At 68.3% G+C, this 13,686-nt stretch carries 12 protein-coding genes, 1 tRNA gene and 1 pseudogene; 8 read left to right on the top strand and 6 right to left on the bottom strand.

The window, feature by feature from the left end; genetic code table 11:
* Nucleotides 1-62: 62 nt before the first annotated feature.
* Nucleotides 63-641, top strand: a complete 579-nt coding sequence (locus tag ACIQM3_RS32930; protein WP_401630877.1) for a GNAT family N-acetyltransferase — start codon at nt 63-65, stop codon at nt 639-641.
* Here the strand turns inward: ACIQM3_RS32930 and ACIQM3_RS32925 are convergent.
* Nucleotides 589-1,371, bottom strand: coding sequence for a dioxygenase (locus ACIQM3_RS32925; protein ID WP_401630875.1), 783 nt, complete (start codon nt 1,369-1,371; stop codon nt 589-591). The two genes, ACIQM3_RS32930 and ACIQM3_RS32925, sit on opposite strands and share 53 nt — an antisense overlap.
* 181 nt (nt 1,372-1,552) lie before the next feature.
* On the opposite strand from ACIQM3_RS32925, the gene ACIQM3_RS32920 reads away from it, so the two are divergent.
* Nucleotides 1,553-2,065, top strand: a complete 513-nt coding sequence (locus ACIQM3_RS32920; RefSeq protein WP_401522092.1) for a MarR family winged helix-turn-helix transcriptional regulator — start codon at nt 1,553-1,555, stop codon at nt 2,063-2,065.
* 33 nt (nt 2,066-2,098) lie between these two features.
* On the opposite strand, the gene ACIQM3_RS32915 is transcribed toward ACIQM3_RS32920, so the two are convergent.
* Nucleotides 2,099-3,619, bottom strand: a complete 1,521-nt coding sequence (locus tag ACIQM3_RS32915; RefSeq protein WP_401630873.1) for an MFS transporter — start codon at nt 3,617-3,619, stop codon at nt 2,099-2,101.
* A gap of 196 nt (nt 3,620-3,815) precedes the next feature.
* A complete protein-coding gene (locus ACIQM3_RS32910; protein ID WP_401630871.1) occupies nt 3,816-4,469 on the bottom strand; it encodes a TetR/AcrR family transcriptional regulator in 654 nt (217 codons plus the stop codon).
* A gap of 253 nt (nt 4,470-4,722) precedes the next feature.
* Here ACIQM3_RS32910 and ACIQM3_RS32905 point away from each other — a divergent pair, with 253 nt between their 5' ends.
* Complete coding sequence (locus ACIQM3_RS32905) at nt 4,723-6,000, top strand: M6 family metalloprotease domain-containing protein (protein ID WP_401630869.1); 1,278 nt, start codon at nt 4,723-4,725, stop codon at nt 5,998-6,000.
* Nucleotides 6,001-6,006: 6 nt separating this feature from the next.
* Here the strand turns inward: ACIQM3_RS32905 and ACIQM3_RS32900 are convergent, their stop codons facing one another.
* The gene (locus ACIQM3_RS32900) at nt 6,007-7,731 is read right to left on the bottom strand and encodes a class I adenylate-forming enzyme family protein (RefSeq protein WP_401630867.1); all 1,725 of its coding nucleotides are present in this window, start codon (nt 7,729-7,731) and stop codon (nt 6,007-6,009) included.
* A gap of 291 nt (nt 7,732-8,022) precedes the next feature.
* Here ACIQM3_RS32900 and ACIQM3_RS32895 point away from each other — a divergent pair, with 291 nt between their 5' ends.
* Nucleotides 8,023-8,448, top strand: coding sequence for a winged helix-turn-helix transcriptional regulator (locus tag ACIQM3_RS32895; protein WP_401630865.1), 426 nt, complete (start codon nt 8,023-8,025; stop codon nt 8,446-8,448).
* 159 nt (nt 8,449-8,607) lie between these two features.
* Nucleotides 8,608-8,680, top strand: a tRNA-Arg gene (locus tag ACIQM3_RS32890).
* Nucleotides 8,681-8,726: 46 nt separating this feature from the next.
* Here ACIQM3_RS32890 and xerC read toward each other — a convergent pair.
* A complete protein-coding gene (xerC, locus tag ACIQM3_RS32885; protein ID WP_401630863.1) occupies nt 8,727-9,665 on the bottom strand; it encodes a tyrosine recombinase XerC in 939 nt (312 codons plus the stop codon).
* Nucleotides 9,666-9,712: 47 nt separating this feature from the next.
* Here xerC and ACIQM3_RS32880 point away from each other — a divergent pair.
* Nucleotides 9,713-10,009 (top strand): annotated as a pseudogene (locus tag ACIQM3_RS32880) (IS701 family transposase); the annotation flags it as partial.
* Nucleotides 10,010-10,031: 22 nt separating this feature from the next.
* On the opposite strand, the gene ACIQM3_RS32875 reads toward ACIQM3_RS32880, so the two are convergent.
* Entirely contained in the window at nt 10,032-10,562 is a 531-nt protein-coding gene (locus ACIQM3_RS32875) for a hypothetical protein (RefSeq protein ID WP_401630861.1), read from the bottom strand.
* A 1,449-nt stretch (nt 10,563-12,011) separates the two neighbouring features.
* Here ACIQM3_RS32875 and ACIQM3_RS32870 point away from each other — a divergent pair.
* Together ACIQM3_RS32870 and ACIQM3_RS32865 are read left to right on the top strand one after the other, a co-directional pair.
* Complete coding sequence (locus ACIQM3_RS32870; protein WP_401630859.1) at nt 12,012-12,452, top strand: hypothetical protein; 441 nt, start codon at nt 12,012-12,014, stop codon at nt 12,450-12,452.
* Between the two features lie 490 nt (nt 12,453-12,942).
* Complete coding sequence (locus ACIQM3_RS32865; RefSeq protein ID WP_401630857.1) at nt 12,943-13,551, top strand: hypothetical protein; 609 nt, start codon at nt 12,943-12,945, stop codon at nt 13,549-13,551.
* Nucleotides 13,552-13,686 lie beyond the last annotated feature (135 nt).

The raw sequence follows: 13,686 nt of genomic DNA, 5'->3' as shown, positions 1-13,686 counted from the left end.
ACGGGGGCCATTCACTTTCGAGATCATGCAGTACCCTGTCGCCCCCAACACGAGGACACAAGGTGCAGATACCCACAGAAGTGCAGGTCAGACCCGGTGTCGAAGCCGACCTCGAGCCCCTGACGGACATCTACAACCATTACGTCCGTGAGACCGCGCTCACTTTCGACACGGCTGCCTTCACCCCGGAGGAGCGCCTGCCATGGTTGCGCTCCCATCCGGAAGACGGCCCCCACCGGCTCCTGGTTGCTCTGGACCCGAGTACCCTGCACAACGCTCCGCATGTCCTCGGCTATGCCACCAGCAGCCCCTTCCGCCCCAAGGCGGCGTACAGCACTTCGGTCGAGGTGAGCGTGTACTGCGCCCCCGACGCGACGGGCCGCGGCATCGGAACGCTTCTGTACAGGGCGCTGTTCGAGGCTCTGGCCGACGAGGACATCCACCGCGCGTACGCCGGGATCGCGCAGCCGAACGAGGCCTCGGGGCGGCTGCACCACGCCTTCGGCTTCCGGCACGTCGGCACCTACACGGAGGTGGGCCGGAAGTTCGGCAGGTACTGGAACGTGGCCTGGTACGAGAAGCCGCTGCTCAGCCGAACTGCAACGAGCGCTTCGCCAGACCCAGCCAGAAGCCGTCGATGACACTGCGCCCCTGGTCGAGCTCGCCCTCGGCGGCACCGAGGGTGACGAACAGCGGAGCGAAGTGCTCCGTACGGGGATGCGCCAGCCGGCCCGCCGGTGACGCGTGCTCGAAGTCCAGCAGGGAGTCGATGTCCTGCGCCTGGAGCGCCCGGCGCCCCCAGTCGTCGAACTCCGCGGACCAGCCGGGTACGCCGCCACCGGTGTGCCGCAGCGCCGCCAGGTTGTGCGTGAAGAAGCCGCTCCCCACGATCAGCACACCCTCGTCACGCAGCGGCGCGAGCTTGCGCCCGATGGCCATCAGCTTCTGCGGGTCGAGCGTCGGCATCGAGATCTGGAGAACGGGGATGTCGGCGCCCGGGAACATCTCGACCAGCGGCACGTACGCCCCGTGGTCGAGGCCCCGGTCGGGGATGTCCTGGACCGGGGTCCCGGCGCCGCGCAGAAGCTTGCGGACGTCGTCCGCGAGCTTCGGGGCCCCGGGGGCGGCGTACTCCACCTGGTAGTAGTGCTCAGGGAAGCCCCAGAAGTCGTAGACCAGTGGCACGGTCACGGTGGCGCCGAGAGCTAGCGGGGCCTCCTCCCAGTGCGCGGAGACCATCAGGATCGCCTTGGGCCGCGGCAGCCCCTCCGACCAGGCGGCGAGCTCGCCGGGCCAGACCGGGTCGTCGGCGAGCGGCGGCGCACCGTGGGAGAGGTAGAGGGCGGGCATACGTTCCGCGGTGATCGTCATGACGCTCCCATTCCTCTGTCGATCAAGGTATGTGTGTTCACTACAGGTACCGGAAACTGGCATCTGCGCGAGCAACGGGGATTCGAGGCCGGCCGCTCCGGGCCAAGTCTTTGAATCTTCAAGTTCCAACTACCGGAGACCTTAGCTCTATCTAGTTCAACTTTCAAGAAAAGGTCGTACAGTGGAGTACATGACCACGGCATCCCCCGGCGGGCCCCGGTGGCTCACCGACGAAGAGCAGGGCGTGTGGCGCGCCTATCTCCACGCCACCACGCTCATGGAGGACCATCTCGACCGCCAGCTGCAGCGCGACGCCGGCATGCCGCACGTCTACTACGGACTGCTCGTCAACCTTTCCCAGGCCCCCCGGCGGCGGAAGCGCATGACCGAGCTGGCCAAGGACGCCAAGATCACCCGGTCCCGACTCTCGCACGCCGTCGCCCGGCTGGAGAAGAACGGCTGGGTACGCCGCGAGGACTGCCCCTCGGACAAGCGCGGCCAGAACGCGATCCTCACCGACGAGGGCTACGCCATGCTGGCGCGGTCCGCACCGGGGCACGTCGAAGCCGTACGCCAGGCGATGTTCGCCCGGCTCAGCCCCCAGCAGGTGCAGAGCCTCGGCGAGATCATGCAGGTCATCGCCACCGGCCTGCAACCGGAGGGCACGGACGCGGATCTGCCCTGGCTCCGCTGAGCGGAACCAGGGCAGACATACGGAGCCGTGCGCTCAGTGCGCGACGACCGGGATCTTGAACTCTTCCTCGATCCCGTCCGCCAGGTCCCCCGAGCCGCTCGCGGCGCCGGTGCCCGGACGTCCGGTGTTGATCAGGCCCACCGCGATCGCCGAGGCGGCGACCAGGATGCCGACCGCCCACCAGATCGCTCCGGCGAATCCGGCGACCATCGCCTGCAGCTGGAGCAGCTTCGGGTCGCTCGCACCGGCGGCGTGGTCGGCGATGTAGGCGGTGGTGGCACCGGCGGCGATGGTGTTGAGCAGCGCCGTACCGATGGCCCCGCCGACCTGCTGCGAGGTGTTCACCATCGCGGAGGCGACACCCGCGTCACGCGGCTCGATGCCGTGCGTGGCGAGCGACATGGCCGGCATGAACGCCGTACCCATGCCCAGGCCGAGCAGCAGCTGACCCGGCAGGATGACGGCCGCGTACGAGGTGTCGATGTCCAGCTGGGTCAGCAGCAGCATGCCGACGGCCGCCACCAGGAACCCGGGGCCCATCAGCAGCCTCGGCGGGACCCGGGTCATCAGCCGGGCGCCGATCTGCGTGGAACCGGTGATCATGCCGACGATCATCGGCATGAACGCGAAGCCGGTCTTGACCGGCGAGTACCCCTTGACCACCTGGAGGTAGTACGTCAGGAAGAGGAAGAGCCCGAACATCGCGATGATGGCGAGGCCGAGCGAGAGGTAGACCCCTCCACGGTTGCGCTCGGTCAGGACGCGCAGCGGCAGCAGCGGCGACTTCACACGCGCCTCGGTGACGACGAAGGCGAGCAGCAGCACGGCGGCCGCGACGAACATGCCGACGGTCAGCGAGTCCGACCAGCCGGCCGACTCGGCACGGGTGAAGCCGTACACCAGCGAGACCAGACCCAGCGTGGACAGGACGACGCCGGGGATGTCGAGCGCCGAGCGGTTGCGGCCGCCGGCCGGCTCGCGGATGACGAAGTAGGCACCTGCCGCGGCGACGATCGCGAACGGGATGTTGACGAAGAAGGTCCAGCGCCAGTTCAGGTACTCGGTGAGGAAGCCGCCCAGGATCAGGCCGACCGCGCCACCGCCACCGGCGATGGCCCCGTAGATACCGAAGGCCTTGGCGCGCTCCTTGGCGTCCGTGAACATCACGGCGAGCAGGGAGAGGGCCGCGGGGGCGAGCAGTGCGCCGAAGACACCCTGCAGGGCGCGGGAGCCGAACATCATCGCCTCGCCCTGGGCCGCGCCGCCGAGCGCGGAGGCCGCGGCGAAGCCGAGCAGCCCCACCACGAAGGTGCGCTTACGGCCCCACAGGTCGGCGATGCGTCCGCCGAAGAGGAGGAGTCCGCCGAACGCGAGGGCGTAGGCGGTGATGACCCACTGCTTGTTGCCCTCGGAAATGCCCAGGTCGGTCTGGGCGGAGGGCAGGGCGATGTTCACGATGGTCGCGTCGAGCACGACCATCAGCTGGGCGAGGGCGATGAAGGCCAGCGCTTTCCAGCGGCTGGGATCCGGAAGGGTGCCGGCTGTTTTCGACATGGGAGTAGCCACCTAAGGACACGAGGAGTTGCGGGTCCGGCGCACGGGCCGCGGACGGACCGGCGTACGGAACCGGAAAAGGGCGAACGGTGCCGACGGCCGGACGCGTGAGGTCCGGGCCGGCTGTCAGGGCTGGTGCGGCCGCCGAGGGCTGCTTACTGAGGGCTGTGGGTCGGGGTTCTCCGGTGCGCGGGTGTCAGCACCCGCTGCGCAGGTCCTCCAAGGTCGCCGCCGATCCGGGCAGCGCGGAGCGGGCCGGGGCTTCCAGTCCGTCCAGGAACAGCTGCAGATGGCGGTGGGTGAACCGGTCTATGTCCAGGCAGGCGATGCCGGGCAGCGGCCGGGTGAGCTGGGAGAGGGCGACGAGTACGTCACCGACGGCGATGTCGGTGCGCAGCCTCCCTGCGGACATGGCACGCTCCACGAGCCCTTCGACGGCCTCTTCGAGACGTCGGCGCTCGGCGAGCAGTTCGGGATGGGCGGTGTCGAAGCCGCCGGACAGCATCGGGCACAGGGCGCCGATCCGTTCGTCGGCCGCCGCGTGCACGAAGCGGCTGAGGGCGGCGAAGGGGTCGGACTCGGCCGCGACGGCCTCCTCCACCCGGTCGGTGGTGCGGGAGGTGACGGCGAGGACGACCTCGTGGATCAGGGCCGCCCGGTCGGGGAAGTTCCGGTAGAGCGTGGCGTTGCCGACTCCTGCCCTCCGCGCGACCTCGTCGAGCGGCACATCAGGCCCGAACTCGACGAACATCTCGCGCGCGGCCGCCACGATCCGCTCCCGGTTGCGCAGCGCGTCGGCCCGCGGGCGGGACGTACGGCGCTGTTCGGCGCAGGTGGCGACGGGCTTCACGGCTTCCCTTTCCGGTGTGTGGCCGGCCCTCGCGTCAACCGGGGACCGTCTCCCCGTTTCGCGGGGACACAGGTGCAAACGGGGAGAGGATCCCCGGTTATTTCCCACCTCGATGTGACCTGCATCACAAGGGTGTCGGGACGGAAACCCTCCATCGGCGCACCCAGCGAGCGGTCCCCCACGACCCGGCAGAGGCTGATCGCCAGAGCGCAGTCAGGACCGGCCGGCTGCCGCGGACCGAAGGCGACGCCCCATGCAGCAGCCCCGCCACCGGATACGCGGACACCGCCGCCCCCTCGCGCTCGCCGGAGCGACGGCCCTGGTCATCGCCACGATGGCATCGGCCAGCTCCACCCTGCCCATCGCCAGCCGCGCCTCCGCCGGACCGGCGGCCACCCCTCGGGGCACCGGCCTCGCACCGTGCCGAATACCCACGGCCATGGGCGTGCAGATGTCGGAGGGCATGCCGACGCCCCCCGGCTACGCACGCTCCACCGGCCGGATCAGAGCACTCAACCTGATGATCGATTTCCCCGACGCGCAGGCGACGGAACCGGCCGAGGACCGGCTCGCGGAATTCTTCCCGCAGACCTCCGACTGGTTCCGCACCAGCTCCTACGGCCGGCTCACCTACCTGCCCGAAACACCCGTGAAGGACTGGCTGCGGATGCCGCTGCCGTTCTCCGAGTACGGGATCGACCGCGGCTCACCGTACGAACCGGGTTACCGCAAGATGGTCAAGGACCTGGTGACCGTCGCCGATCCGAAGGTCGACTTCTCGGCGTACGACCTGGTCAACGTGCTGGTCACCCCGAACGCCGGCCCCTCGGCGCTGGACACCGTCCTGTCGGTGACCTTCTCCGGCAACGACGACGCCCCGTTCGCCGACGGCACCCCGCTCGCCAACACGTCCTTCGTCTACAGCCGCCAGGACGACGGCTCGGGCTCGTACGCGGAGACCGGCTACCGGGTGCTGCCCCACGAGAACGGCCACGTCTTCGGGCTGCCCGACCTCTACACGATGGAGGGCGGCGGCTCCGTGGGGCACTGGGACATCATGTCCGAGGACTGGGGGGCCAACAACGACCTCCTGGGCTGGCACAAGTGGAAGCTCGGCTGGCTGGGCAACGACCAGATCAGCTGCGCCTCCATGCCCGGCACCAGCGAGCACGTCCTGGGGCCGCTGGCCACGACGGGCGGCCCCAAACTGGCCTTCGTGCCGGTGAGCGCGGAGTCCGGCTACGCGGTGGAGGTACGGACCGCGGAGGGCAACGACGAAGCGGTCTGCCGGCCCGGCGTCCTGATCTACAAGGTGAGCTCCGACGTCGACACCGGCCAGGGCCCGGTCTCCGTCGAGGACAGCACCGAGGACAGCGGCGGCTGCACCCGGCGGCCCAATGTCCACGCCGAGCTCTCCGACGCCCCGTTCGAACCGGGGGAGACGTTCACCGACCGGGCCGACGGCATACGCATATCCGTACTGGAGAAGGACTCCGACGGGAACTACCGGGTACGGATCACCCGGCCGTAGGCGGCCCTAGAAGCCCTCCCGCGCGTGCTCCTGGACCACGCCGCGCAGCTCCCGCTTGAGAATCTTCCCTGTGGCGTTCCGCGGCAGCGGCTCCCTCGTCACCAGCACATGGGCGGGGACCTTGAACGCCGCCAGGCTCCGCCCCACGTGCTCCCGCAGCGCGTCCGCCGTGACCCTGGAGTCCGGGCTCACCCGGACGACCGCCGCGACCTCCTCGCCCAGCACGGGGTGCGGGACGCCGAGCACCGCCGCGTCCTCGACGTCGGGGTGGTCGTGCAGTGCGGCCTCGACCTCCACGCAGTACACGTTCTCGCCGCCCCGGATCACCATGTCCTTGATCCGGTCCACGACGGACACCCGCCCGTTCCTCACGACGGCGAGGTCCCCCGTACGGAACCAGCCCCCGGTGAACGCCTCGGCCGTCGCCACCTCGTCACGCCAGTAGCCACGGACCAGGGACTGGCCGCGCAGCCACAGCTCGCCGGTCTCGCCGTCCGGGAGCTCCTCGCCGGCGGGTCCGGCGATCCGCACCTCGGTGACCGGCGTCGGGGTGCCGGCGGAGTCCGGGTGCGCCCGGTAGACGGCGCCGAAGACGGCCAGTACCCCGCCGCTGGTCTCGGTCAGCCCGTAGCCGTTGCGCGGCTCGATCCGCTCGCCGTGCCGGGCCGTGAGCCGGGCGACCAGGTCCGGCGGAGCCGCGGCGCCTCCGGTGTTCATCCCCTTCAGGCTCTCCAGTCCGTCGCCCGCGCGGTCCGCCGCCGCGAGCAGCTGGAGCGCGGTGGCCGGGACGCCCGCGTAGTGGGTGACGCCGTGCCGGCGGATCAGCCTGAGGGCCTCCCCGGCGTCCCACTTCTCCATCAGGACGAGGGTGCCGCCCGCCGCCATCGCCGCGTACAGGCCGGTGAACGCGGCGACGTGGAAGAACGGGAACGTCATCAGCGTGACCGGCGCCGGCCCCTGCCCCGGGACCACTCCACGCCCCAGCGCCGAGGCTGCCGCCTGGTAGCGCGGGTTGAGGGCCGCGCCCGCCTGCGCGAGATGCGTGGCCACGGCCCCCTTGGGCCGCCCGGTGGTGCCGGAGGTGTAGATGATCGTGGAGTCGTCCTCGGGCCTGATCTCCACCTCGGGCGGCGCGGCGTACGGATCGGGCTCCGGCAGATCCGCGTACCGCTCGGCCCCGGGCGGCAGCTCCCCCTCGCCGTGGAACACGACGAGGCGCGCCCCCGTCTTCCGGCACCGGTCCGCCACCTTCGGCAACTGCTCCCCGTCGACCAGCAGCACCGCCGGCTCGCAGTCGTCGAGGGCGTACCCGAACTCCGCCTCGGTCCACCAGGTGTTGAGCGGTACGGCGACGAGACCGGCGAGCTGCGCGGCCCAGAACGCGATCTGCCACTCGGGGTGATTGCGCATCGCCACCACGGCCCGGTCACCGGGGCGGAGCCCGTACGACTCGGTGAGCCGCCGGGCGAGCGAGGAAGCGGCCGCGAAGAACTCCCCGTACGAGCAGGTTCGTTCGCCGGAGATCAGGAACGGCTGATCACCGAAGGCCCAGGTGGTCTCCACGAACTCCCGCAGGGTGCGGGGGCCGTTCGCGTAGATGAGGGACCCGTGCTCGGCGCGCACCACGGCGAACGGCGCCCCGGGGCCGGTCAAGGCCTCGATACGGGCGAGGGCCTCCAGGTCCGGTGAACTGCTGGGGCCGGGTGAACTGCTGGGTTCGGCGTGCGGCACGGACGGCCTCTCGACGCACTGCGGACTGGCTCAGCGACCCGGCGACGCTATGCCCGCACCCTGCCCGCGTCAACCGGCCCGGACCCTGTCGACGTCCGGGCTGACGTGTTGCTCGGCGGGAAACGGCAGCCCCAGGACGTCCAGGGTCCCGTCGACGGGCCCCGGCGCTCTCGCCGCCGGTCAGCATCGCCCCGGCCAGCGGTGGAACCGGTGGCGTTCTTCGGCTTCTTCGGGAGCTGGCATCCTCAATAAAGTAGGTACCTAGAAGAAAGTGACTATCGGAGGGTCTGCATGAACACCAGCACCGCACGGCCGGGCGCCTGGCCCGCCTCCGCACAGGGAGTGACCTCGGAGCAGGCATGCCCGATCGCCCCGGTGCTCGACATCGTCTTCAGCCGCTGGACGACGCCGATCCTCTGGACGCTCCACGCTTACGGGCGCCAGCGATTCGTCATACTGCAACGCAATATCGGCACCATCACCCCGAAGGTGCTCACACAGCGCCTGCGCCAGATGGAGCGCGACGGTCTGGTGCTGCGGACGTACTACCCGGAGGTGCCCCCCAGGGTGGAGTACGAGATCACCGACCTCGGAAGCAGCCTGGCACCGCTCTTCGCCCACCTCGCGGACTGGTCCACGGACAACCTGCCGCGCGTGGAGCAGGCGCGGCAGGAGTTCGACGCGACGGAGGAGACGGCCTCCGGTCGCGGCCACTGAACGCACGGCCGACGCCCCGGCAGGGCCGGGACGCCCCCGCCGCGGAGCGCGCCTACCCGCTACACTGATCCCGGTGCAGGGCCACGCCCTCGCACCGCACGGCTCAAAGGAACCGAGTGCCTGGGTCCGCAGGGACCCGATACCCGTTTCCCGGGCCGCGCCTTCGTAGCTCAGGGGATAGAGCACCGCTCTCCTAAAGCGGGTGTCGCAGGTTCGAATCCTGCCGGGGGCACAACGCGTTACCGCTCTGACCTGGGGTTTCCCCCCAGGGAGGGGCTCTACTCGGCCTCGGACTTCTCGTCCGAGGCCGTTTGCGTGAGCGGTGCGTGAGCGGACGGGGAGTTGATCTCCCGAATTTTCCCCGAAGGATCAGCACCATCCAGCACGGATTCCGCTTCGGCGGACTCCGCGTCGTCGGGCTCGGCGTCCGCTTCAGGAGCGGTGTTCTCGGGGGTTGTGCGCGCTCGCGGCACGAGCCGGGCCGCAGCCTCCGCGATCGCCAGATCCGCCTCGGGGAGCAGGCTCGTGTACGTGTCCGACGTGGTGATCGAGGAGTGGCCGAGCATCTCCTGGATGTCCTTCAGGCCGGCACCTGCAGCGTGAGCCAGGGTCGCGGCACCGTGGCGGAGGTCGTGGAGCCGAACCGGCGGGAGGCCGATCTCCTCGTACAGCTCGATGAATCGTCGTGTGACCTTGGCGGGGTGGAGCAGTTCTCCGTTCTCGCGGGTGAAGACCCTTCCGGTCTCCGCCCAGGCGCTCCCCCACTTCTCGCGGTCCCTGTCCTGCTGGGCTCGGTGCCGCTTGAGTGCCTGGACGGTGTTGGCGTCGAGGGCGATGGTGCGCGCTCCGGCGTCCGTCTTCGGATCGTCCTCGTACACCTCCCAGCCATTCACGACGAGTTGCTTGGCGACCGTGAGGAGCCCGGCCTCCAGGTGCGTGTCGGTCCACCTCTGACCGCACGCCTCGCCTCGACGAAGTCCGCGGAAGGCGACCAGGTGAAACAACGCGTACAGCCAGCCCTCGGCTACATGGTCGAGAAAGAGGCCGGTGTGTTCCGGCGTCCAGACCATCACCGGCGACGGCTTCTCGCCGGTGCGCCTCCAGTGAACGATGCGCTTTTCGGTCCACACGAGCGCCTTGGGTCGCCTGCCCGCCTTCAATTCGACGTGGGAAGCCGGGTTGAAGGTGATCAGCTGTAGAGCGATCGCGGCGTTCAACGCAGCCCGCAGTGTGGAGCGAACGCGTTGGCGCGTCGCCGGACCGCCGCCGCTACCCGTCCTGGAGCCGCTGGGTCACCCTCGCCATGCTCGCTCATGCCTTCCTCGCCGTCGTCCGTGCAGACGAACGCAGGCGTTGCACCGGATCAGACGACCTGGCCCCGCTGACCTGCAACGAGATCCAACACCTGTTCCTCACCGTCACCGTCCGGCCGCTGACCGACCTCTCCCACCGGCTCGGCTGGTCCGACTGGAGACGCCGCCACCAGGCCCGAGCCCAGGCCAGCCATTACCGGCGGCAAGCTGCAATTCAGGCATGGATGATCTCTCGCTGCGAAGGTTGAGCGTTCTCACCGAAGACTGGGATCAGATCCGGCGGCGTCGGTAGTACGCATACGTGAGGACCAGAAGCAGTGGGCCCCACAGGTTCATCAGCCCGCTCATCGCCATCGCGAGGACATCCCAGCCCTCGTCGTACGGCCAGGCCGCCGTGCCGGCGGTAGCGGCTTCGTACAGCCAGTGGATGCAGAGCGCGGTGAAGAAGAGGCCGCCTAAGGTTGCGGGGGTGATCACGGCGGCCGGCGGGATGCGTCGCCCGCCCAGCCTGGGCACCCAGTGGGGAACGACCTCGCCCCAGCGGCGGACCAATCCGAAGCTGAGCAGCGCGAGGATTTCGGTGAGGATCGTCAGCCCGATGACGTAAGGGGCGTTGTACCAGGCAGGGGGCATGGGCTCTCCGCCCATGCCGTACCCGAAGCCGATCGGTAATCGCCAGATGCCGACGGGCAGTACGACCAGAGGGATGGTGTGCGCGACGCGCTCTGCCCAGGCGGGCACGCTGTGCTGTGCGGGGCCCGTCGCTTCGGAGTTCGGGTGGAAGTGCCTTGTCGTCGTCATGCATCCACCCTGCCGTGAGGCACGGCGACGCGGATCAACTCGGAGGTTGGCCTTGTCCCGCCCCGCGTCCGCCCCGCGGTGGAGAAAAGGTCAGCCTTCGAGATGATGAGGGCGGCGTTTCGCGGCTTGGGGTCGCGACGAACCTGCACACCAGGCAGCCCACTTCGTGGGCGTCGAAGAGTCGATCGCCCAAAACTTGAAGGCTCTGCCCAACCTTCGATGAGAATGTTCAAGCTTCGCTGCGGCAGGTCAATGAAGATCACGATCTACGGCTGGAGTACTAGGTGGGCCGCCTCTCACTGCGTGGCCTTAGTCACAAGGTTTTGTCATGCTTAATGGGCACATCGGGGACAATCCGCCTGGTTTAAACCTGGTATTCAATTCGTGGGCGTCGGGGGGTGTGGTAAGCATCCGACAAAAATGCAGTTCAGGGGTTGTCTTAATGCTGTACTAATGCCCCCTCAGGGGGCCTTCGAGTGCGTGTTGGTAGCCCTCCTTTTCTGAAAAAGTGCGAGTTGGATTCTTTGCAACAGAGTCCCTCAAGATGGGTGCAAGCAAGCCCACCCACACCGCGAAGGCTGGCAGGCGAAGCGGAGGGGTGGGCAAGGAACCTAGGAGGCTCAATCATGAGTTTGACTCGTGCCCAGGGGGGCCTGTCAAACCCTGCCCCTCAGCCTTGGGTGATTATCGTGATCATCATCGTGATGACCGCATGGCCCGCTCTCAGAGAGCCGGTTGGTGCATACGCTGATGCTTTTGCAGTCGTGACGTTGTTGACTACAGCCCACGTCCAGCAGCGCCGTGCCGCAACCACACCAACCACTCACGTCCGTTACCGTCTCTCCGGGGCCTCGTAGCGGCTGGTATGGCCGTCGCTAACCGATCCGGCTAGAGCTACGAGCCAGAAGGCCTCTGACATCCATCGCTGACATCAACGACGTCGTACAGGGGCGTACATGGGCACCTCTGTCCGGTCGTCATGGCGGCGAGATCTTAAGGCCACGTCGGCACCCGATCGAACTCCCGAAGCGGGTGTCGCAGGTTCGAATCCTGCCGGGGGCACAGCACAAAGGGCCAGTTCGGAGGCTTGGTCCTCTCGAACTGGCCCTTTCGCATGAGCACGCCCGTGCCCTGCGCGTGCCACTACGTCTCGGTGTCTCCCTGCTGCTTGCGGATCATCGCCCCCAGCCGATCAGCAATGGCGCGGCCCCGGGCGGTCATGGCTGATAGACCAGCGCGGCACGTGCGGTGCTGTGCCCCGGCACGGCATCAGCTCACGCGTGCTCGCACTGGCGGCCACGAGGCTGCTTCCCGGTCGGGAGCCAGGGACTGGTGATCCCCCGTTCCCCGCCCCCAGAATCTCGCCGTACGGTTCAGGAGGAGTCACCAACGCAGAGCTGCACCCGAAAGAGGTTGCTGTTGATGCGTGGCGTACGGCGATACTCCGGCATGAGCAGAATTGCGCAGGTCATCGTGTTGGCGACATACGCGGATGAGGTCATGGAACCGCTGACCCGCCCTGACGATTCACGTAGCTGGCGCGGTCACTTCAAACCCCTCGACTTGTTCGTCGGTGGCTGGGTCATTGAGTTCAACCGTATGGAGCCGCGTACCGGGCTGCTGAAGCATCTCGAATCGCTTCCCTGGCCGAACCCTGGCCATGTCCAGGTGCTGATCCATGACGAGGAGGACGATTGCTTCGGCCTATGGATGATTCACGACGGCAGACTGATCGAGGTACCACTCCCGCGCACGCAGCGCTTTCATTCCCCGGCTCCTCCCTCTGAGGACTACGCGCCGAGTCCGGGGTATCTGTGGCGAACAGACATGGGCAGCACCGTGCCTGCAAAGCTCTCGACGCAACGCCAAGATCGGCGAGAGGCCTGGTAGCCAGGGCCAACAGGCCTCGACGACGCTCTCCTACTTCGTATCCACGCAGGGACACAGCCCTAGTCGGCCCCGCGTGTCCCTGGGCAACCTCAGTCCGCACTTCTGACAGTGGGATGCGCCCTTCCGTATGTCACGCGACGGAGGTGTATGAGCCTTACCTTTTGGACGTTCGACGGGATACGACACGACCTGGCCCCCCAGTTCTGCCCCGAGACCGCGCCCGTTGGAGTGGCGAAGCGTCAGGTACGAGGCATGCGGGCCAGTTTGGCAGCACATCGAGAGACGCGGTAGGAGTAGGCAGGGGCACGGGCAAGATCTTCAAATCCTGCCGTGACCCGAAACAAAGGGCCCTCACGGCCGGAGTCCGAAGTCGCCGCGGGGATGTCGCTGGAGTCCGCGCTTCACTCAGCGGAGTGGAGTCGGCGGCCTATGGGGTGTTTCGGGCTCGCTCATGCTTCGGTCTCGTTGTGTCTTGCCGAACGATGGATGCATGTCACTGAAAAGTCTGCGTTCGCTGGCCCGCCGCGTGGTTCCCGCGCTGCTGGTCGCCCAAGCCGCCTTCCTCCCCCTCCAGGCCGCCTCTGCTGCCGAGCACGCGTCACACCCGTGTCTGCTGGCCGCCAGTTGCGGTTCGGTCGTCGTCGCTCCTGTCTCCCAGGCAGCCCCGGACCACGGTGACTGCACCAGTCCGGAGCCGGTCGTGTGCCTGATCCGGAGTGAGACTCCGGAGGAGCGCGAAGTCGCGCGCGATCAGCGGATGCAGTACCACCATCTCCTTGAAGACATGGAACGCAAGGAGTGCACCATGCGCGCCGACGGGCGTTCGGAGGAGGACATCGCACGCACTCTGGTTCAGATGCGCAACGACGCCAAGGATGTCGTCCGCGCCGGCATGACCCGGGAACAAGTCGCGGAGCTGGAAGCACGTAACCAGAAGAAGTACGGCAACCCCCTCGGCCCGACAGCGGACCAGCTCTACGTGAAGTACGGCTCCTGGGAGAAGGTCACCGAAGCCGCCACGCGTTCGAGCGCGGCCGTGGACCACGAACTCGGCCTGGAATTCCGCCACTGCCCCTGCGAAGTGCTCCAGGCGGCATGACTCGGCCCTCAGAGCGTGCGTGGCCCCGGCCCAACGCCACAGCGCCACCATCAGGCCGGTCCGCCTGCCTCCTCGCAGGCGGACCGGCCTGATCGGTCGAGCCGAAGGCCGGCCGCAACCCGGTGAAAGGCGTCC

Origin of the sequence: Streptomyces sp. NPDC091271, from assembly GCF_044757505.1 — a bacterium.
Classification (GTDB): domain Bacteria; phylum Actinomycetota; class Actinomycetes; order Streptomycetales; family Streptomycetaceae; genus Streptomyces.
Note: the sequence above shows the minus strand (reverse complement) of the source record. Positions and strands in the feature narration are given on the sequence as shown.

Excerpts from the sequence above, each read along its gene's own strand:
- ACIQM3_RS32895 (WP_401630865.1), top strand. The coding sequence starts at position 8,023 with ATGAACACCAGCACCGCACGGCCGGGCGCCTGGCCCGCCTCCGCACAG.
- ACIQM3_RS32865 (WP_401630857.1), top strand. The coding sequence starts at position 12,943 with ATGTCACTGAAAAGTCTGCGTTCGCTGGCCCGCCGCGTGGTTCCCGCG.
- ACIQM3_RS32915 (WP_401630873.1), bottom strand. The coding sequence starts at position 3,619 with ATGTCGAAAACAGCCGGCACCCTTCCGGATCCCAGCCGCTGGAAAGCG.
- ACIQM3_RS32905 (WP_401630869.1), top strand. The coding sequence starts at position 4,723 with ATGCAGCAGCCCCGCCACCGGATACGCGGACACCGCCGCCCCCTCGCG.
- ACIQM3_RS32925 (WP_401630875.1), bottom strand. The coding sequence starts at position 1,371 with ATGACGATCACCGCGGAACGTATGCCCGCCCTCTACCTCTCCCACGGT.
- ACIQM3_RS32875 (WP_401630861.1), bottom strand. The coding sequence starts at position 10,562 with ATGACGACGACAAGGCACTTCCACCCGAACTCCGAAGCGACGGGCCCC.
- ACIQM3_RS32870 (WP_401630859.1), top strand. The coding sequence starts at position 12,012 with ATGAGCAGAATTGCGCAGGTCATCGTGTTGGCGACATACGCGGATGAG.